Origin of the sequence: Kineococcus xinjiangensis, from assembly GCF_002934625.1 — a bacterium.
GTDB classification, from domain to species: Bacteria; Actinomycetota; Actinomycetes; order Actinomycetales; family Kineococcaceae; genus Kineococcus_A; species Kineococcus_A xinjiangensis.
Window position 1 is genome coordinate 211,447 of the sequence record NZ_PTJD01000004.1, and the last position, 18,822, is coordinate 230,268.

15 protein-coding genes are annotated in these 18,822 nt (G+C 75.1%); 10 read left to right on the top strand and 5 right to left on the bottom strand.

Annotation, left to right across the window (positions count from 1 at the left end):
- Positions 1-109 precede the first annotated feature (109 nt).
- On the bottom strand, positions 110-1,279 hold the full coding sequence (gene serC / locus CLV92_RS07445; protein ID WP_245886543.1) for a phosphoserine transaminase: 1,170 nt from the start codon (positions 1,277-1,279) through the stop codon (positions 110-112).
- Complete coding sequence (locus CLV92_RS07450) at positions 1,276-2,544, bottom strand: RsbRD N-terminal domain-containing protein (RefSeq protein ID WP_104432172.1); 1,269 nt, start codon at positions 2,542-2,544, stop codon at positions 1,276-1,278. The genes serC and CLV92_RS07450 overlap by 4 nt, the downstream gene beginning before the upstream one ends.
- A 195-nt stretch (positions 2,545-2,739) precedes the next feature.
- Here CLV92_RS07450 and CLV92_RS07455 point away from each other — a divergent pair, with 195 nt between their 5' ends.
- From CLV92_RS07455 to pdxH, 9 genes are all read left to right on the top strand, one after another.
- A complete protein-coding gene (locus CLV92_RS07455) occupies positions 2,740-3,579 on the top strand; it encodes a nitrilase-related carbon-nitrogen hydrolase (RefSeq protein ID WP_104432173.1) in 840 nt (279 codons plus the stop codon).
- Entirely contained in the window at positions 3,576-4,997 is a 1,422-nt protein-coding gene (gene hydA / locus CLV92_RS07460; RefSeq protein WP_245886545.1) for a dihydropyrimidinase, read from the top strand. Before CLV92_RS07455 ends, hydA begins: the two co-directional genes overlap by 4 nt.
- Positions 4,998-5,061: 64 nt before the next feature.
- Positions 5,062-6,165: a TIGR03842 family LLM class F420-dependent oxidoreductase gene (locus CLV92_RS07465; RefSeq protein ID WP_104432174.1), complete on the top strand. Its 1,104-nt coding sequence runs from the start codon at positions 5,062-5,064 to the stop codon at positions 6,163-6,165.
- Positions 6,166-6,267: 102 nt separating this feature from the next.
- Complete coding sequence (locus tag CLV92_RS07470; protein ID WP_104432175.1) at positions 6,268-7,677, top strand: uracil-xanthine permease family protein; 1,410 nt, start codon at positions 6,268-6,270, stop codon at positions 7,675-7,677.
- A 225-nt stretch (positions 7,678-7,902) separates the two neighbouring features.
- Positions 7,903-9,189, top strand: a complete 1,287-nt coding sequence (locus CLV92_RS07475) for a DUF2252 family protein (protein WP_104432293.1) — start codon at positions 7,903-7,905, stop codon at positions 9,187-9,189.
- A 118-nt stretch (positions 9,190-9,307) separates the two neighbouring features.
- Positions 9,308-11,617, top strand: coding sequence for a S8 family serine peptidase (locus CLV92_RS07480; protein WP_104432176.1), 2,310 nt, complete (start codon positions 9,308-9,310; stop codon positions 11,615-11,617).
- A gap of 88 nt (positions 11,618-11,705) precedes the next feature.
- Positions 11,706-12,710 (top strand): glycosyltransferase, encoded by a 1,005-nt coding sequence (locus CLV92_RS07485; protein ID WP_104432177.1) that lies wholly within the window; start codon positions 11,706-11,708, stop codon positions 12,708-12,710.
- A complete protein-coding gene (locus CLV92_RS21350; protein WP_104432178.1) occupies positions 12,707-14,068 on the top strand; it encodes a hypothetical protein in 1,362 nt (453 codons plus the stop codon). The genes CLV92_RS07485 and CLV92_RS21350 overlap by 4 nt, the downstream gene beginning before the upstream one ends.
- The gene (pdxH, locus tag CLV92_RS07495; protein WP_245886546.1) at positions 14,011-14,691 is read left to right on the top strand and encodes a pyridoxamine 5'-phosphate oxidase; all 681 of its coding nucleotides are present in this window, start codon (positions 14,011-14,013) and stop codon (positions 14,689-14,691) included. Before CLV92_RS21350 ends, pdxH begins: the two co-directional genes overlap by 58 nt.
- A gap of 22 nt (positions 14,692-14,713) precedes the next feature.
- Here the strand turns inward: pdxH and CLV92_RS07500 are convergent, their stop codons facing one another.
- Positions 14,714-15,064 (bottom strand): winged helix-turn-helix transcriptional regulator, encoded by a 351-nt coding sequence (locus CLV92_RS07500; protein WP_104432294.1) that lies wholly within the window; start codon positions 15,062-15,064, stop codon positions 14,714-14,716.
- Positions 15,065-15,239: 175 nt separating this feature from the next.
- Between CLV92_RS07500 and CLV92_RS07505 the strand changes: the two genes are divergently transcribed.
- Positions 15,240-16,175 (top strand): NADP-dependent oxidoreductase, encoded by a 936-nt coding sequence (locus CLV92_RS07505; RefSeq protein ID WP_104432180.1) that lies wholly within the window; start codon positions 15,240-15,242, stop codon positions 16,173-16,175.
- Here CLV92_RS07505 and CLV92_RS07510 read toward each other — a convergent pair.
- Both CLV92_RS07510 and CLV92_RS07515 read right to left on the bottom strand, forming a co-directional pair.
- On the bottom strand, positions 16,172-17,254 hold the full coding sequence (locus CLV92_RS07510; RefSeq protein WP_104432181.1) for a LacI family DNA-binding transcriptional regulator: 1,083 nt from the start codon (positions 17,252-17,254) through the stop codon (positions 16,172-16,174). The two genes, CLV92_RS07505 and CLV92_RS07510, sit on opposite strands and share 4 nt — an antisense overlap.
- 169 nt (positions 17,255-17,423) lie before the next feature.
- Positions 17,424-18,743, bottom strand: a complete 1,320-nt coding sequence (locus CLV92_RS07515) for an ABC transporter substrate-binding protein (RefSeq protein ID WP_104432182.1) — start codon at positions 18,741-18,743, stop codon at positions 17,424-17,426.
- Between the last annotated feature and the right edge of the window lie 79 nt (positions 18,744-18,822).

Consider the following 18,822-nt stretch of genomic DNA (forward strand, 5'->3'; position numbering starts at 1 on the left):
CCCGACCATAGCCACTCGGGGAATATCCCCGCTACATGGGGAAACCTTTCCGGAGCAATTCCCGGAAACCAAGGTTCGCCTATCCTGAGCCCATTCCGGGAAAGCGAGGCTAGCCTTTCCGAAGCTGCTCGGCGATGACGTCGACGCAGCGGGTGAGGGCCTCGACGTCGTCCGGGTCCACGGCGGGGAACATGCCGACGCGCAGCTGGTTGCGCCCGAGGCTGCGGTAGGGGTCCACGTCCACGACGCCGTGGCGGCGCAGCACCGCCGAGACGGCGGTGGCGTCGACGGAGGCGTCGAGGTCCACCGTGCCCACGACCGTGCTGCGCGCGGCGGGGTCGGCCACGAACGGGGTGGCCCAGTCGCGCTCCCCCGCCCAGCCGTACAGCCGCGCCGCGGACTCCGCGGTGCGCCGCGCCGCCCAGTCCAGGCCCCCCTGCGCCAGCAGCCACTCCACCTGCTCCGCGAGCATGACCAGCGTCGCGAGCGCCGGGGTGTTGTACGTCTGGTCCTTGCGGGAGTTCGCCAGCGCCGTGACGAGGTTCAGCGACTCCGGGATCCAGCGGCCCGAGCCGGCGATCTCACCGGCCCGCTCCACGGCCGCCGGGGACAGCAGCGCCAGCCACAGGCCCCCGTCGGAGGCGAAGGACTTCTGCGGGGCGAAGTAGTAGGCGTCGGTCTGGGCCACGTCCACCGGCAGCCCGCCCGCGCCGGAGGTCGCGTCGACGAGGACGAGGGGGCCGCCCCCGGCCGGGCCGGGCACCCCCGCCGGGCGCCGCACGGGGGCCATGACGCCCGTGGAGGTCTCGTTGTGGGGCCAGGCGACGACGTCCACGTCCGCGGCGACCTCCCCCAGTTCCGGCAGCGTGCCGGGCTCCCCGCGCACGACGACGGGGTCGTCGAGGAAGGGCGCCGCGGTGGTGGCCGCGGCGAACTTGGCGGAGAACTCCCCCAGCACCAGGTGCTGGGCCCGCCGGCGCACCAGCCCGCACACGGCGACGTCCCAGAAGGCGGTGGCCCCGCCGTTGCCGAGGGCGACCTCGTAGCCGTCGGGCAGGGCGAAGAGGGCACCCAGGCCCTCCCGCACGCGGCGGACGAGGTCCTTCACCGGCGGCTGGCGGTGGGAGGTCCCCAGCAGGGTGCGCGCGCCGCGGGCGACGGCCTCGACCTGCTCGGGCCGGACCTTGCTCGGCCCGGAGCCGAAGCGGCCGTCGGCGGGGAGCAGCGATGCGGGCAGGGACACGTCGGCCGGGGACACACCGGCGGCGGGGGTGCTCACCCCGGCATCGTCCCAGTTCCGCGCGGGCGGGCGGGCCCGGCCGCCGCGGCGGGGCGCGGCTCCTCCCGCCGCTGCCCCAGGGCGGCCAGCGCCAGCAGCAGCACGGCGCCCTCCCGCGGCACCGTGAGGTCCAGGCCGCTGACCTCCTGCAGGCGGCGCAGCCGGTTGAGGACGGTGTTGCGGTGGCAGTAGGCGGCCGCGGCGGCGCCGGCGACGGTGCCGGTGGCCGCGTAGGCGTCGGCGACCTCCAGGATGCGCATCCGCTCCGGCGCGGGCAGGGCCAGCAGTCCCCCGAGCGCCTCCCGCACGAGCGGCTCGCGCACGTCCCCGAGCCGGGCGGCGGCGACGTCGAGGGCGGCGGAGGTGAGGGCGCACGGGCCGCGGGCCCCGCGCGGCAGGGTGGCGGCGACCTCGGCGGCGACGTGCGCGGCGCGCGGGACCTGCGCGAGGCCGCGTGCCAGGGGCACGAGCGCGCACGGCACCTCCCGCAGCAGCGGCGGCAGCGGGGGCCGGGGGCGCGCACCCACCTCCCGCGAGGCGCGCAGCAGGACCACCGTGCCGCCGCGCCACTCGTGGACGTGGGCGCCGCTGCCGCCGCGGCGCGCCCGCAGGGCGGCGGCCAGCGCCTGCTGGGCCGCGGCGGGGACGAAGGCGACGACGAGGTCGTCGTCGCGGTCGACGCCGAGGACGGCCGCGGCCTGCCCGACGAGGGCCTCGTCGCCGCCGTCGCCGTCGAGCAGGGTCTCCACGATCCGGCGCCGGTCGCGGTCGCGCTCGTGGGCGAGGGCGGCGGCGGCCTCGGAGAACCCGGCGTGCACGTCGCCGGAGTGCTCCTCGACCGCCTCCCACAGCAGCAGCGGGACGTCCTGCCAGGAGGACCGCGGGTCGGGCGGGCAGTGGTGGGCCAGGCGCTGCCAGACGACACGGAAGTGCAGCCGCGTGCCGCGGGTGATGGCGGCCAGCGGGATGTCCAGGGCGGCGCGGCGGCGGCCGATCTCCCGGGACAGCTCGGTGAGACGGATGGGGACGGGCATCCCGAGCATGCGGCGCAGGATCCGCTCGTAGGTGCCGACCGCGTCGGCGATGAGGGTTCCGCGGTCGACGACGCCGTCGCGGTAGGGGGCCAGCTCCGTCAGCTCGGCGACGAAGTGCTCGGCCAGGGCGTCGACCTCGCCGAGCAGCTCCAGCAGCGCGGTCCGCACCGCGCCCCGGTCCGCTTCCGGGGAGGGCTGCTGCCCGGCCCCGCCACCGACCTCCGTCTCCACGCCGCCCTCCCGATGTCCGGCCGTCCCGCCGTGGTGCGACCGCGTCGCGGATTGTGCAGATGCCCACGGGCGGAGGCCGAAACGGTACAGCCAGCGCCTTGCCGCGGTCCGTCGATCGGGAGAAGGCTTCCGGTCACGCCGGAGCGGTCGACCACCGGCCGGCGCCCAGTGACGTGCGACCGAAGGAGCAACCTCATGAGGACCGTGCGCGCCGCGCTCGTCCAGGCCGCCTGGACGGGCGACAAGGAGAGCATGATCAAGGCCCACGAGGAGTACGCGCGGCAGGCGGCCGAGCAGGGCGCCCAGGTCATCTGCTTCCAGGAGCTCTTCTACGGCCCCTACTTCTGCCAGGTGCAGGACTCGGAGTTCTACTCCTACGCGGAGTCCGTCCCCGGCCCCACCACGGAGCGGTTCCAGGCGATCGCCCGGGAGACCGGCATGGTGATGGTGCTGCCGATGTACGAGAAGGAGGAGGGCACGGGCATCCTCTACAACACCGCCGCGGTCGTCGACTCCGACGGCAGCTACCTCGGCAAGTACCGCAAGACCCAGATCCCGCACGTCAGCGGCTTCTGGGAGAAGTTCTACTTCCGCCCCGGCAACCTCGGCTTCCCCGTCTTCGACACCGCGGTCGGCAAGGTCGGGGTCTACATCTGCTACGACCGGCACTTCCCCGAGGGCTGGCGCGCCCTCGGCCTCAACGGCGCGGAGATCGTGTTCAACCCCTCGGCCACCAGCGCGGGGCTGTCGGAGTACCTGTGGAACCTCGAGCAGCGCGCGGCCGCCGTGGCGAACGAGTACTACGTCGGCACCATCAACCGCATCGGCATCGAGGACCTCGGCGACGACGACTTCTACGGCCAGTCCTACTTCGCCGACCCGGAGGGCAAGACCGTCGGGGAACCCGGCTCCCGGCACTCCGACGAGGTGATCGTCCGCGACCTCGACATGGAGCTCATGGAGACCGTCCGCACCCGCTGGCAGTTCTACCGCGACCGCCGCCCGGACGCCTACGGCGACCTGGTGAAGCCGTGAGCCTGGCGTCGCGGCGCACGCTCGTCACGGGCGGCACCGTCGTCTCCACCACGGGCGCGACGCCGATGGACGTCCTCGTCGAGGGCGAGCGCATCGCCGCGCTGCTGGCGCCGGGCGCGGGCGAGGGCTTCACCGTGGACGCCACGATCGACGCGGCGGGGATGTACGTCCTGCCCGGCGGGGTGGACGTGCACACCCACATGCAGCTCCCGTTCGGCGGGACGGAGGCGTCGGACACGTTCGAGACGGGGACGCGGGCCGCCGTCTGGGGCGGCACGACGACGATCGTGGACTTCGCGGTGCAGCGAGCCGGGGAGGTCGTGCAGGAGTCGCTGGCGGCGTGGCACGAGAAGGCGGCCGGCAACTGCGCGATCGACTACGGGTTCCACATGATCCTGGGCGGGGTCGACGACGACGCGCTGAAGGCGATGGACCACCTCGCCGAGCACGAGGGCATCTCCAGCTTCAAGCTCTTCATGGCCTACCCGGGGGTGTTCCTCTCCGACGACGGGCAGATCCTGCGGGCGATGCAGCAGGCCAGCGGCAACGGCTCGACGATCATGATGCACGCGGAGAACGGCTCGGCGATCGACGTGCTCGTCTCCCAGGCGCTGGCCCGCGGCGACGTCGACCCCGTGCACCACGGGCTGACGCGGCCCTCCGCCATGGAGGGCGAGGCGGTGAACCGGGCGATCGCGCTGGCCGAGGTGGCCGGCGACACCCCCCTCTACATCGTCCACGTCTCCGCCTCGCAGGCGGTGGAGCGCATCGCGGAGGCGAGGTCGCAGGGGCGCAACGTCTTCGCCGAGACCTGCCCGCAGTACCTGTACCTCACGTTGGAGGACCACCTGGGCGCACCGGGCTTCGAGGGCGCGAAGTACGTGTGCTCCACCCCGCTGCGCAGCCGGCACGAGAGCCACGCCGCGGACCTGTGGAAGGGGCTGCGCACCGACGACCTCGCCGTCGTCTCCACCGACCACTGCCCGTTCTGCTTCAAGGACCAGAAGGAGCTGGGCCGCGGGAACTTCGCGAAGATCCCCAACGGCATGGGCGGGGTGGAGCACCGGATGGACCTCATCCACCAGGGGGTCGTCGACGGCGAGCTGTCGCTGCAGCGGTGGGTGGAGACGTGCTCGACCACCCCGGCCCGGATGTTCGGCATGTACCCGCGCAAGGGCGTGCTGGCCCCCGGCTCGGACGCAGACATCGTGGTGTACGACCCGAAGGGGACGACGCGCATCAGCGCCGAGACCCACCACATGGCGATCGACTACTCCGCGTTCGAGGGCTTCGAGCTGACCGGGGCGGTGCGCACGGTGATGTCGCGCGGCACCGTCGTCCTGGACCGGGGCGTCTACTCCGGCCGGCCCGGCCACGGGCGGTTTCTCAAGCGCGGCCCGTCGCAGTACCTGCGCTGACCGGATCGGCTGCGCCGCACCGATCCCCTTCCCGTCGAGAACCGAGCAGCGAGGAGGTACGCCCGTGGACTTCGGTGCCGTCCTGCAGTGCGTGGCGCCGGCCGCCCGTGTCGTGGAACTGGCGCGGCAGGCGGAGCTGTACGGCTTCAGCCACGTGTGGACGTTCGACTCCCACGTCCTGTGGGAGGAGCCCTACGTCATCCACTCCGCGATCCTGGGCGCCACCCGCAAGGTGGTGGTGGGCCCGATGGTGACGAACCCGGCCACCCGCGAGTGGTCGGTGACGGCGTCGACGTACGCGACGCTGAACGAGATGTACGGACCCCGCACGATCTGCGGCATCGGGCGCGGTGACTCGGCCGTGCGCACGCTGGCGGGGAAGCCGACGACGCTGGCGACGCTGCGGGAGAGCGTCCACGTCATCCGGGAGCTCGCCAACGGCCGGCCGGTGGAGCACCGCGGGCAGACCCTGCGCTTCCCCTGGGCACCGAGGACGCACGACGGCAACCGCACCGAGGTGTGGGTGGCGGCGTACGGGCCGAAGGCGCTGCAGCTCACCGGTGAGGTCGCCGACGGGTTCATCCTCCAGCTCGCCGACCCGGACATCGCCGCCTGGACCATCAAGGCGGTGCGGGAGGCGGCCGAGCGCGCCGGGCGCGACCCCGCCGAGGTGAAGATCTGCGTCGCCGCGCCGGCGTACGTGGCCCCGGATGCGGAGCTGGAGCACATGCGGGACCAGTGCCGCTGGTTCGGCGGGATGGTGGGCAACCACGTCGCCGACCTCGTCTCCCGCTACGGCACGTCCGGGGACGTGCCGGCGGCGCTGACCGACTACATCGCCGACCGGCAGGGCTACGACTACAACGAGCACGGGCGGGCGGGGAACACCCACGCGTCCTTCGTCCCCGACTCCATCGTGGACCGGTTCTGCCTCCTCGGTCCCGCGCAGCGGCACGTCGAGCGGCTGCGGGACCTGCAGGCCCTGGGCGTCGACCAGTTCGCGCTGTACCTGCAGCACGACGCCAAGGAGCAGACGATGCGGGCCTACGCCGACGCGGTGATGCCAGCCCTGGCGGAACCGGTGCTCGCCGTCTCCGCCCTCCCGGCCACCGGAGCCACCGGAGCCGCCGACGCCCCGGCTCCCGCCGCGCTGCCGCTGAGCCCCTGAGGGGCGCCGGGTGAGCGACCCGCCGCGCGGTACGTTCCCGGCCGGACGCAGCGCCGGTGCCGTCCGCATCCCCGCCCGCACTCGCCGAACGGAGCCGCAGCCATGAACCTCGGATTCGGGTGGACCCTGCACGGGGACGGCGGCACGCCGCCCCCCGGGGAGTCCGTCGCCCCCCACGAACGCCTCAGCTGGGGCCGCACCGTCGGCATCGGGGCCCAGCACGTGGTCGCCATGTTCGGCGCCACGTTCGTCTTCCCCGTCATCATGGGCCTCGACCCGAACCTCGCCATCCTGATGTCCGGTGTGGCGACGGTCCTGTTCCTGCTCATCGTCCAGGGCAAGGTCCCCAGCTACCTGGGGACGAGCGCCTCGTTCGTGGGGGCCGTCGCGACGATCCGCCTCGCCGGTGGTGACAGCTCCACCGTGACCGGCGCGATCCTCGTGGCGGGCCTCGCGCTGGCCGCGACGGGCGTCCTCATCCACGTCGTCGGCGGCAACGCCCTCAACCGGGTGCTGCCGCCCGTGGTCACGGGCGCGGTCGTCGCGCTCATCGGCCTGAACCTGGCGCCGGTGGTGTCGGGCATCTACTGGCCGCAGGACCAGTGGGTCGCGTTCGTCACGATGCTCGTCGTCATCGCCGGCTCGGTGCTGCTGCGCGGCTTCCTCGCCCGCATCGCCATCTTCGTGGGCCTGGTGTTCGGCTTCGTCCTGTCGTGGGTGCTGGACCGGATCGCCGGGCCCATCACCTCCCCCACCGGCGCCGGGGAGGTGGTCGCGCACGACCGGGTGGACCTGTCGGCGGTCGCGGAGGCCGCCTGGATCGGCCTGCCGGACCTGCACGCGCCGTCGTTCGAGGGCGCCGCGATCCTGGTGGCCCTGCCCGCGGTGATCGCCCTCATCGCGGAGAACGCCGGCCACGTCAAGGCGGTCGGGGCGATGACCCGCACCGACCTGGACCCGTACCTGGGCCGGGCCGTGTTCGCCGACGGCATCGGCACGGCGCTGGCGTCGTCGGTGGGCGGCTCCCCCACGACCACGTACGCGGAGAACATCGGCGTCATGGCCGCCACCCGCGTCTACTCCACCGCCGCCTACTACGTGGCGGCGGCGGTGGCCCTCCTGCTGGGGTTCTGCCCGAAGTTCGGCGCGCTCATCGCCGCCACGCCCGGCGGTGTCCTCGGCGGCATCACCGTCGTGCTGTACGGCATGGTGGCGCTGCTCGGCGTGAAGATCTGGGTCGAGAACCGGGTCGACTTCTCCAACCCGCTCAACCTGGTGCCGGCTGCGGCGGGCGTCATCGTCGGCGCGGGCAACGTGCCGCTGCGGATCACCGAGAACTTCGAGATCACCGGCATCGCCCTGGGAACGCTCATCGTCCTCGTCGGCTACCACCTGATGCGCGCGTTCGCGCCGGCGCACCTGCGCGCCGCCGGGCGGGCGCCCGACGCCGACAGCCCCGTCGACGCCGTGGACGCGACGGCCGGCGCACCCCGGCCGGTCGCCCGGAGCTGAGGCGCCGCACCCGCGGCCCGACGGCCACCGGCGGGGACGTTGCGCTGCACGACACCGGCGTGTCGTGCGCGGAACGTCCCCGCCGCGACGTCCTGCGCGGGAACGCCCCGCCACGTCCGGTGCGGGTGGCAGGCTGGGCCGGTGCCCGACACCACGCCAGCCTCCGAGCGCGACGAGCGGACCAGCACCATCATCGACGTCCTCACCGACGCCTTCGCGGACCTGATGGCCGCCGACCCGGCCGCGTTCCGCCACAAGTTCCGCAAGATGGCGGCGGACCCGTTCGCCTTCTACCGCGGCACCGCCTGCCTGTTCTTCGCCGACGTCGCGGACCGGGAGGACCGGTGGGCGGACGAGCGGACGAGCCGGGTCTGGATCCAGGGCGACCTGCACGCGGAGAACTTCGGCACCGCCATGGACGGCACCGGTCGCCTCGTCTTCGACGTCAACGACTTCGACGACTTCGACGAGGCGTACCTGGGCCACTTCACGTGGGACCTGCAGCGCCTCGCCGCCAGCATCGCGCTCCTCGGCTGGACGAAGGCGCTCTCCGACGACGACATCAGCTCCCTCGTGGAGGTGTACGTGCGCGCCTACCTGGACCAGGTGCGCTGGTTCGCGCGCTGCGAGGGCGACGAGGAGTGGTCCCTGCGCCTCGGCACGGCCACGGGCGCGGTGCGCGCCGCGCTGCTGGAGGCGCAGCAGTCGACGCGGGTGTCCCTGCTGGACCGGGTGAGCGTCGTGGCGGAGGTGCAGGACGGCTACGACCGCCGGTTCCGCCACGGTCCGACCGTGCGCGTCCTGGAGGCGGAGGAGCGCGCCGTCGTGGAGTCCGCCTACCGCCGCTACCTGGACACCATCCCGCCCGCGAAGCGGTTCCGCAGCGGCACGTACGCGATCAAAGACGTGGTGGGCAAGAGCGGCTTCGGCATCGGCAGCGCGGGCCTGCCCGCGTACAGCCTGCTCGTGGAGGGCACGTCCGAGGCCCTGGAGAACGACGTGGTGCTCACCGTGAAGCAGGGCGGCGTGCCCGCCGCGAGCCGGGTGGTGGACGACCCCCGCGCCCGGGAGTGCTTCGAGCACCAGGGGCACCGCACGACGGTGTCGCGCCGGGCGCTGCAGGCGCACGCCGACCCGTGGTCGGGGTGGTGCCGGATGGAGGGCGGCCCCTACGACGGGATCGGCTTCGTCGTGTCGGAGTACTCCCCCCACGAGACGGACCTGGACTGGTCGCAGCTGACGGAGGTGGACGACCTGGCCGAGACGCTGGCGCAGCTGGGCCGGGCCACCGCCAAGGCCCACTGCGTCTCCGACGTCGACGACGCGACGACGCCGCTGGTGGAGTTCCAGGTGGAGGATGCGATCGCCGCGGTGGTGGGTGAGCGCGACGACGAGCTGGTGGCCGACGTCGTGCGGTTCGCGCACGAGTACGGCGCCCGGGTCCGCGCCGACCACGCCCTGTTCGTGGACGCGTTCCGCGGCGGCCTGATCCCCGGGCTCGGCGCGCGGTAGGCCGAACGCGGGTCATCCGGAGGGCCTAGCCAGCTGCGTCCGCACCCTGCCGAAGCCCAGGTGGCGAGGAGCCCCGGGACGACCCGGGGCGTCGGAAGCAACCTGAGCAGGGAGCACCATGGACCCCCGGAACCCGCGCACCGGTCGGCCTGCGACCGCGGCCCGCGGCCGCAGGCTGTCTGCGGCATCGCTCGTCGCCTGCACCCTGCTGCCGGTCGCCCCCGCCCACGCCGCCCCGTCCGGCGACGTCGCCTCGCTGCCGGCGGAGGTGCGGGCGGAGCTGTCCTCCGCCGAGGTCCGCGCCCTCTCGGACCTCACGCAGGGCACCTCGGTGGTGGTCAACGCCTTCGTCGAGACCGCCTCGGGGCCCCGGGTGGTGACGGTCACGTCCGACGCGGCCGGGGCGGCTGCGACGGCGGACCTGCTCGAGGCCCAGCCGAGCGTGCGGGCGGCGGACCGGGCGCAGACCGCCCGCCTCGCCACGCAGCCGGACTACACGCCCCTCCAGTGGGGAGACGTCCGGGTGCGGTCGGGGGCGGTGGCGTCGGAGCTGGCCTCCGGCCTGCGCTTCCTCAAGGTCGCGGTCCTCGACACCGGCACGGCCGTGCACCCGGACCTGCCGCACGTCGTCGCCGGCGCCGACTTCACCGACGACGACGGCGACGAGCGGGCGGACCTGCACGGCCACGGCACGCACGTCGCGGGCACGATCGGCGCGGCGCTGGGCAACGGAGGCGTCAACGGCATCGCCGCGGGCGTGGACATCCAGCCCGTCAAGGTCCTGAGCAACACCGGCTCGGGCAGCTCGACGTGGATCGCGGAGGGGATCCTGTGGGCGGTGGCGAACGGCGCGAAGGTCATCAACATGTCGCTGACGATGGGCGGCGAGGACCGTGCGGTGACCGAGGCGATCGACCACGCCCGCCAGCAGGGCGTGGTCGTCGTCGCCGCCGCGGGCAACTCCGCCGAGCAGGGCAACCCGCTCCTGCACCCGGCGGCGCTCCCCCAGGTGATCGCCGTCGGCGCCACGACCAGCAGCGACACGCGTGCCGGCTTCAGCCAGTACGGCCCGCAGGTCGACATCGCCGCTCCCGGTGACGACATCGTCTCCACCTTCAAGGACGCCTCCTACGCGATCATGAGCGGCACGTCCATGGCCACGCCGCACGTCGCCGCGGGTGCGGCGCTCGTGCTGGCGGCTGCGCCGACGCTCACACCGGACCAGGTGGCCGCGGCGCTGACGACGAGCGCCCACGACCTCGGGGCCGCAGGACGCGACGACCACTTCGGCGCGGGCCTGCTGCAGGCGGACGCCGCCGTGCAGGCGGGCCGGCTCCTGGCCGCCCCGCCGAACGCGGTGCCCACGGCCACCGGGGACGCGCTGACGGTGGCGGCCGGCGCTTCGCGCACCAGGGTCGAGGTCCTCGCCAACGACTCCGACCCCGATGGCCACCCGCTGAGCGTCCTGTCCGTGGGCTCCGCCGCCCACGGCACCACCGCCCTCGACGGCGGCAGCGTCTACTACACCCCCGGCGCGGGGCACTCCGGCACGGACTCCTTCACCTACACCGTCACCGACGGCCACGGCGGCACCGCCAGCGCGAGCGTGAGCGTGAGCGTCACCGCACCGGCTCCCGCACCCGCGCCGGCTCCCGCACCCGCGCCGGCTCCCGCGCCCGCTCCGGCTCCCGCACCGGCACCGGCACCGGCTCCCGCGCCCGCTCCGGCTCCCGCGCCCGCTCCGGCTCCCGCTCCGGCTCCCGCGCCCGCGCCGGCTCCCGCGCCGGCTCCCGCTCCGCTGCCCGGCAGCGGCCCCATCAGCGACCTCGCCCGGCGCACCCCGGCCCTGGGGACGCCGACCGGCGGCCCCTACCGCCTCGCCAGGGGCGGCACCGGGCAGTCCTTCGCCAACGGCCAGATCCTCGCCCGCGACGGCGGAGCCCCCCACGCGGTGCAGGGCGCCATCTTCGAGCGCTTCCGCGCCACGGGGCACGAGAACGGCGCCCTCGGGTTCCCGACGACCGACGAGCTCTCCACCCCGACGAAGCCGGGCCGCTTCACCCACTTCGAGGGCGGCAGCGTGTACTGGTCGCCGGCCACCGGAGCCCATGTCGTCCGCGGCGCCATCCGCGACGCCTGGGCCCGGCAGGGCTGGGAGAACTCGTCCCTCGGCTTCCCCACCACCGACGAGGTGGCCCTGCGCGGCGGTGCGTTCACCCACTTCGAGAACGGGTCCGTCTACTGGTCGCCGGCCACCGGGGCGCAGGTCGTCAAGGGAGCCATCCGCGACACCTGGTCCCGGCAGGGCTGGGAGACCGGACGCCTCGGGTACCCGCGCACCGGTGAGTACCCCGTCCGCGGCGGCGTCCGCCAGGACTTCACCGGGGGCTCCCTGACCTTCCTGTTCGCGACCGGGCAGGTGCGCTGACGCACCGCGCGGCGCTCCGCGCGGGGAAGTCGGGGACTCCCCCGAGCCGCGGCACTCCCACGGGCTCCCCGCGGGCTATCGTCCTGCGGTGTCCGCAGCCCCTCCGCCCAGCGCCACGGCCGCGCCGCGCGTGGCCGTCGTCGTCCCCTGCCTGAACGAGGCGGCGGCCGTCGGCAAGGTCGTCGACGACCTGCGCCGCGCACTGCCCGGGGCCGACGTGGTCGTGTACGACAACGGCAGCACCGACGGCACGGCCGAGGTCGCGGCCCGCCACGGCGCGCAGGTGCGCCACGAGGAGCGCCCAGGCAAGGGCACCGTGGTGCGGCGGGCCTTCGCGGACCTGGAGGCGGACGTCTACGTCCTCATCGACGGCGACGACACCTACGACGCGAGCGTGGCGGGCGATCTGGTGCGGGTCCTGCTCACCGGCGGCTACGACCACGTCGTCGGGGTGCGGCAGGCCGGCACCGCGACGGCGTACCGCCCGGGGCACGCCACCGGCAACCGGGCGCTCAACGAGGTCGTGAGCCGCGTCTTCGGCACCCCCGTCGCGGACATGCTCAGCGGGTACCGGGTGGTCTCCCGCCGCTTCGCGAAGTCGTTCCCGGCGATCTCGCGCGGCTTCGAGATCGAGACGGAGCTGACCGTGCACGCGGTGAGCCTGCGGGTGCCGCAGCGGGAGGTGCCGGTGGGCTTCCGCGACCGCGCCGAGGGCAGCGAGAGCAAGCTGCGCACGTACCGCGACGGGTGGCGGATCCTGCGCCTGATCCTGCGCCTGGCGCGCTACCGGCGGCCCATGGCGGTGCACTGCCTGCTGGGCGGGCTGATCGGTGCGGTGTCGCTGGTCCTGGGCATCCCGCTGGTCGTCGAGTTCGCCGAGACGGGCCTGGTGCCGCGCTTCCCCACCGCGATCCTCGCCTCCGGGCTCGCGATGATCGCTGCCCTGGTGGTGGCCGTGGGGATCGTGCTGGACGCGGTGCACCGCGCCGCCGACGAGACGATGCGCCTGACCTACCTGCGCCACCCCGCCCCGCCGCGGCCGCCGTCGGTGGTGCCCGCCCCGGCCGCCCCGCAGGGCCGGTTCCGGGGATGAGGCCGCTGCTGCGCTTCGCCGCGAAGGCGCTGGCGGGGCTGCTGGCCCTCCAGGTGGTGCTCCTGCTCCTGCTCGTCGCGGCGCAGGCGGTGCCGAACCGGCCGATCGTCGCGCACCTGGCGACGGCCGTGCAGACGGGCGACTACGGGACGCCGTACGCGCCGGACGGCTTCGGCGGCCAGGCGGACCGGTTCACCGAGTGCGTGGTCCTCGGCTACGGCGTCAGCTCCCCCGGCGACCCCCGCGGCCTCTGGTACCGGGCGACGGGCGGCCCGCGCCTGAGCTCCTGCGAGGACGGCGCCGGGGAGATCCGCCACCTCGCCGCGGGCGGGACGCTGCTGACCCCGGCCACCTACTTCCGCTACTGGAACGGCTACTCGGTGCTCACCCGACCCGCGCTGGCGGCCCTCGGCGTGCCGGGGGTGCGGCTGGTGACGGCGGGGCTGCTGGCGGCCGCCACGGTCGCGGCGTTCGCGGCCGTGGCGCGGCGCGCGGGCCGCGGTCCCGCGCTGGCGCTGCTCGTGCCGCTGGCCGCGGCGACGAACGCGGCCGCGATGCCCTCGACGGCGTTCAGCCACGGCATCGCGCTGGCCGCCGTGGCCGCGGGGGTGGCGCTGACCGCGGTGGCGGCGCGCAGGGGCTGGCGCGGCGCCGCCGTCGGCACCGGGGCGTCGGGGGCGCTGTTCTGCTACGTGGACCTGCTCACGGTGCCGCCGATGGCGTGGGCGCTGTGCGCCGCGGTCGCCGGGGCCGTGGCGTTCACCGCGCGCCCGCTGTGGTGGCCGACGGCGCGGGTGGTGCTCGCCGCGGGGATCGCCTGGCCCGCGGCGTTCGCGCTGACGTGGATCTCGCGCTGGGTCGTCGCCGCGCTCGTGCACGGCCCGGAGGTGTTCTCCCGGGTCGCGGAGGTGGGCCGCTTCCGCGTCAACGGCGACAACGGCGCGATGGTCTCCCAGGCCCTGGGCGCGGGCCTGCGCGCGAACTGGCAGCACTGGCTGGACACGACCGCGACGGCGCGGCCGCTGCTGGTGGTGGCGGCGGTCGTGGCCCTGGCCGCCGTGGCGGTGGCCGTGGCGCGGCGGGGCCCGGCGGCGCTCGCCACGGCCGCGGTGCTCGCCGCCCCCGCGCTCGTCGTGCCGGTCTGGTACGAGGTGATGAGCAACCACTCCCAGATCCACGCCTTCTTCACGTACCGCAGCCTCGCCGCGGCGGTGGGGGTGGTCGTCATGGCCTGCCTGGTCGTGGCGCGCCGCTCCGAGGCGACCGCGCTGCCCGCCCAGGGGGACGGGCACGCGGCAGGATGGCGCCCGTGGAGGACCCCGCCGCGCGCCGTGTCGCCTACGCCGACGTCCCGCTGAGGGTCGAGGACCTCGCGCCCTCGCCGCTGGCGCAGTTCGACCGCTGGTACTCGGCGGCGGTGGACGCGCGGATCGCCGAGCCGAACGCGATGGTGCTGGCCACGGGCGGGCCGGACGGGCCGAGCGCGCGCACGGTGCTGCTCAAGGGCGCCGACGCGCGCGGTTTCTCCCTCTACACCAACCGCACGTCGCGCAAGGCGCGGGCGATGGCGGCGGAGCCGCGGGTGGGGCTGGTGTTCCCGTGGGTCGGGATGCAGCGGCAGGTGGCCGTGGTCGGGGACGTGGTGGAGCTGTCCCGGGAGGAGTCGTGGGCGTACTTCTCCTCGCGGCCGTACGGCTCCCGCATCGGGGCGTGGGCGAGCGCGCAGTCGGCACCGGCGGCCTCCGCCGACGAGGTGCGCGGGCGCTGGGCGGAGCTGACCGCGCGGTGGCCGGACACGGGTTGCGCCGACGACGTGCCGCTGCCGGAGCACTGGGGCGGGTACCTGGTGCGGGCGCGGGAGGTGGAGTTCTGGCAGGGCCGCCCGTCGCGGCTGCACGACCGGCTGGTGTTCGTGGCGGTGCGGGAGCACCCGGCGCTGGACGACCCCGGCGGCTGGCGGGTGGAGCGCCGCCAGCCCTGAGGCGCCCGCGGACCCCGTCTGCTCAGGCGTTCGCCGCCTCGCGGGCGTCGTAGGCCTCGCGGGCGGTGAGGACGTCCTCGATGTGCGTCTCCGACCACGCCTTGAGGGCCTGGAGGACGGGCAGGAGGCTGCGGCCCAGCGCGGTGAGCTCGTAGTCGACGCGCACGGGCACCGACGGGGTGACCGTGCGGGTGACGAGGCCGTCGCGCTCCAGCGCGCGCAGGGTCTGGGTGAGCATCTTCTGGCTGGCCCCGGCGATCCTCGTGCGCAGCTCGCCGTGGCGGCGGGGGCCGTCGGCGAGGGCGTTGACGACGAGGCCGGCCCACTTGTCCCCGACGGTGGCCATCACCTGCCGGGTGGGGCACAGGGCCATGTAGGCGTCGTAGACGACCTTCGCGTCGGTCCGGCGCTGCTCCGCGGTCCTCGTCACGGGTTCCCCCACCTCTCCTAGGCACTTCCAGGTGCCTGCTTACTCGCAGAGACCTGGGAACCACAGGATACCGACGCAGCCCCTCACCGGGAGGGGCCGGACGGACGGAGGTGGCGACGTGCGCGTCGTCGAGGTGCAGCAGTACGGCGGAGTCGAGGTCCTGCAGGTGGTCCGGCGGGCCGAACCGCGCAGCGCGGAGGGGACCGCGCGGGTGGCGGTGCGGGCCGCCACGGTGAACCCCGTGGACGCCTTCACCCGCAGCGGCGGCTTCCAGCAGGTCGTCCCCGGCATCACCCCGCCGCTCGTCCTGGGCTGGGACTTCACCGGAACCCTGCTCGAGCCCCTGGGCGACCTGCCCGCCGGGCAGGAGGTGGCGGGCATGCTGCCCTGGCCGGAGGCGGGCGGTGCCGGCGCCTACGCCGAGCAGCTCTCCGCCCGGCGCGACTGGGTGGCGCCCGTTCCCGCGGGGCTGCCGCCGACGCTGGCGGCGACCGTGCCGCTCAACGCGCTCACCGCCGACCAGGCGCTGACCGCGCTCGACCTGCGTCCCGGCGCAACCCTGCTCGTCACCGGCGCCAGCGGGGCCGTCGGCGGCTTCGCCGTGCAGCTCGCCGCGGCGGCGGGGCTGCACGTCCTGGCCGTCGCCTCCACCGGCGACGAGGAGCACGTGGCCTCCCTCGGCGCGAAGGAGGTCCTCGCCCGCGGGGACGGCTCCGCGGTGGCCGACGCGGTCCGCGACCTGCTGCCGGGCGGGGTGGACGCCGTCCTCGACGCCGCGGCCCTCGGGCAGCCCCTGCTGAGCGCCGTGCGCGAGGCGGGGACGTTCCTCGCCCTCGTGACCCCGCTGGCACCGGCACCGGAGCGCGGCGTGCGGGTGGCGACGATGATGGTCCGCCCCGACGCGACCCGCCTGCGGGAACTGCTGCTCGCCGTCGCCGGTGGCGGCCTCACCTCCCGCGTCGCGGAGGCGCTGCCGCTGGAGCGGGTGGCCGAGGCGCACGAGCGCACCGAGCGCGGCGGGCTGCGCGGCAAGCTCGTGCTGACCCTCGCCTAGCGCGGGACCCGCTGCGCGGCACTGGACGCGCGCACGACGAGGCGGGGCGGCAGCAGCGTGGCGTCCGCGCCGCCGCCCTCCTCGCCGGCGGCCGCCCTCAGCAGGAGCTGCACCCCCAGGCCCCCCAGCGCCGCGGAGGGGCGGACGAGGGCGGTCAGCGGCACGGCGGCGGAGGCCGCGGACCCGGTGTCGTCGCAGGCCACCACGGCCAGGTCCGCGGGGACGCGGACCCCGAGGCGGGCGCACTCCTGCAGCACGCGCAGGGCGGTGCGGTCGTCGGCGCAGGCCAGCGCCGTGGGCCGGCGGCGGGGCGGGCGGCGCAGGAGCTCCGCGACGACCCCGCCCCCCGCGGCCTCCAGCGGATGCGCTGCGACCACCTCGAGCTCGCGGTCGCCGAGCTCCGCCCGCACGCCCCGCAGGCGGCGCTGCACGGGCACGGCGGGGAACGGGCCGGGGACGGCCGCGACGAAGGCGACCAGCCGGTGCCCCGCCTCCCGCAGGTGCCGGCCGACGCACCGCCCGCCGTGCTCGTCGTCGACGGACACGGAGGGGGTTCCGGCGGGCGGGTCGGTCTCGTCGAGCAGCACCACGGCGACGCCGTGGCGGCGCAGCAGCGCGAGCGCCTCCTGCACGGGGGACGCGGTGGGTCCGAGCAGGACCCCGGAGACGCCCTGCCCGGCGAGGACGCGGAGGATGCGCCGCTCGCGCTCGGCGTCACCGCCGCTGGTGCACAGGTTCACGAGGAACCCGGCGGACTGGGCGGCGGACTCCGCACCCCGCAGCACTCCCGCGGAGGCCGAGGTGCCGAGGCCGCCCACCACGACGGCGAGGACGCGGCTGCTGCCGGCGCGCAACCGACGGGCGGGCTCGTGGCGGACGTAGCCGAGGTCGGCGATGGCCGCGGCGATCCTGCTGCGCCGCTCGGGCGCCATGTTCGGCGCCTGGTTGAGGTAGTTGCTCACCGTGCTGACGGAGACCCCCGCACGGGCGGCGACGTCCCGGATGTCACCGCCCGATCGCGCGGTGCGCCCGCTCCCCGAGGCGGTGCGGGGCAGCGGGAACGGGTCGGCAGGAGCCACCGGGACCTCCTCGTCGCGACGGTCGACCCGGCCCGCGGACCGGCCTTGAAGCGGTTCAAGCGCGTCTGCGCGAGGCTACCCGGACCATCCCCCCGGCCATCGGCCCCTCTCGGCCACCGAGAGCGGCGGGCGCGGAGACCGGCCGGTTCCGGCCGGTCCCCCGCGCGGGTCACCAGCCCTCGAGGCCCAGCTTCCCGGCCTGCGCGCGCACGTCGGCGTCGTAGAGCGCGGCGGCGTCGGCGCCGGAGCGGACACCCGAACCGGCCTCGGTCGCGAACCGCTCGAGGTCGGGGCCCTTCACCGGGGAGAGGAACTCCAGCGCGGGGCTGTGCGCACCGGAGTCGAAGTAGGCCTGGACGTCGCGGGTGACCTGGGGAACGTCGGAGGGCAGCTCGCAGGTCTCGACGAGGTACGGGCCGGCGGGGGTGGCGGCCTTGCTGATGGACTCGCAGCCCTCGGCACTGGCGACGTAGGCGAGGAACCTCTGCGCCGCCTCCAGCTCCGCGCCCTTCGTCGCCTTGGGGATGAAGAGGCCCGGCGGGTACCAGGCCGTGGCGCCGTTGGCGGCGGCGTCGTCACCCGGCAGGGCGAAGAAGCCGATGTCGCCCATCCTCTCCGGGGCGATGCCCATGATGGCCGTGGCCACCGCGGACAGCATGGGGTAGTGGGCGCCCTCGCCGAGGGCGAGCATGCGCAGCCCGTCGCCCAGCTGGGCCGTGGCGTGGTCGTCGTTGTGCAGCCCGAGGCGGTGGATCTGCTCCAGGTGCTGGAACCCCTTGCCCGCCGCGGCGTGGGTGGCGAACTTCCCCGTGCCGCGGCTGTAGGCGTCGGCGAAACCGGGGTCGGCAGCCGCGACGTTGTGGAAGTCGCCGAGGACGAGCAGCTGCGACGTCCACGGGTCGCCGTAGGTCTGGATGACCGGGGTGATGCCGGCCTCGCGGATCCGCTGGCTGTTCGCGAGGAACTCCTCCCAGGTCGCGGGGACCTGCAGGTTGAGGCGCTCGTAGACGGCCCGGTTGTAGAGGACGCCGCCGGCGTTGGCGCTGCCCAGCGGGACGCCGTAGAGCTGCCCGCCCACGGAGACCTGCGACAGGTAGTCGGCGTCGACCGCCGCGAGGAGCGCCGAGTCCTTCAGCGGCTGCAGGGTCTCGTACGGGTTGATCTGCTGGAACAGCGAGCCCGAGTTGTAGAGCAGGACGTCGGGCGAGTCGGCCTCCAGGCGCGTCCGCACGACCTCGTCGCCCTCGGCGCCGCCCGGGCGCTTCTCCACCACGACCGTGACGTCCGGGTTCTCCGCCTGGAAGTCCTTCGCAAGCTGCTCGGCGGGCGCCACGGTGGACGGGTCGCCGTCCACCAGCATGGTGATGCTCACGGGACCGGCGTCGGTCGCGGCACCTGGGGTGGCGCCGCCGCAGGCGGCCAGGGAGAGCGGCAGGACCGCGAGGGCGATGGCGGCGGCGGAACGGCGCAGGGCGGCACGGGGACTCATGGGTTTCTCCTCCTCGAGACGGCCGGCCCGAGTGGCCCGCCGAGCCCTGGAACTGCTCAGGGCGACATCTCGAAGGTGC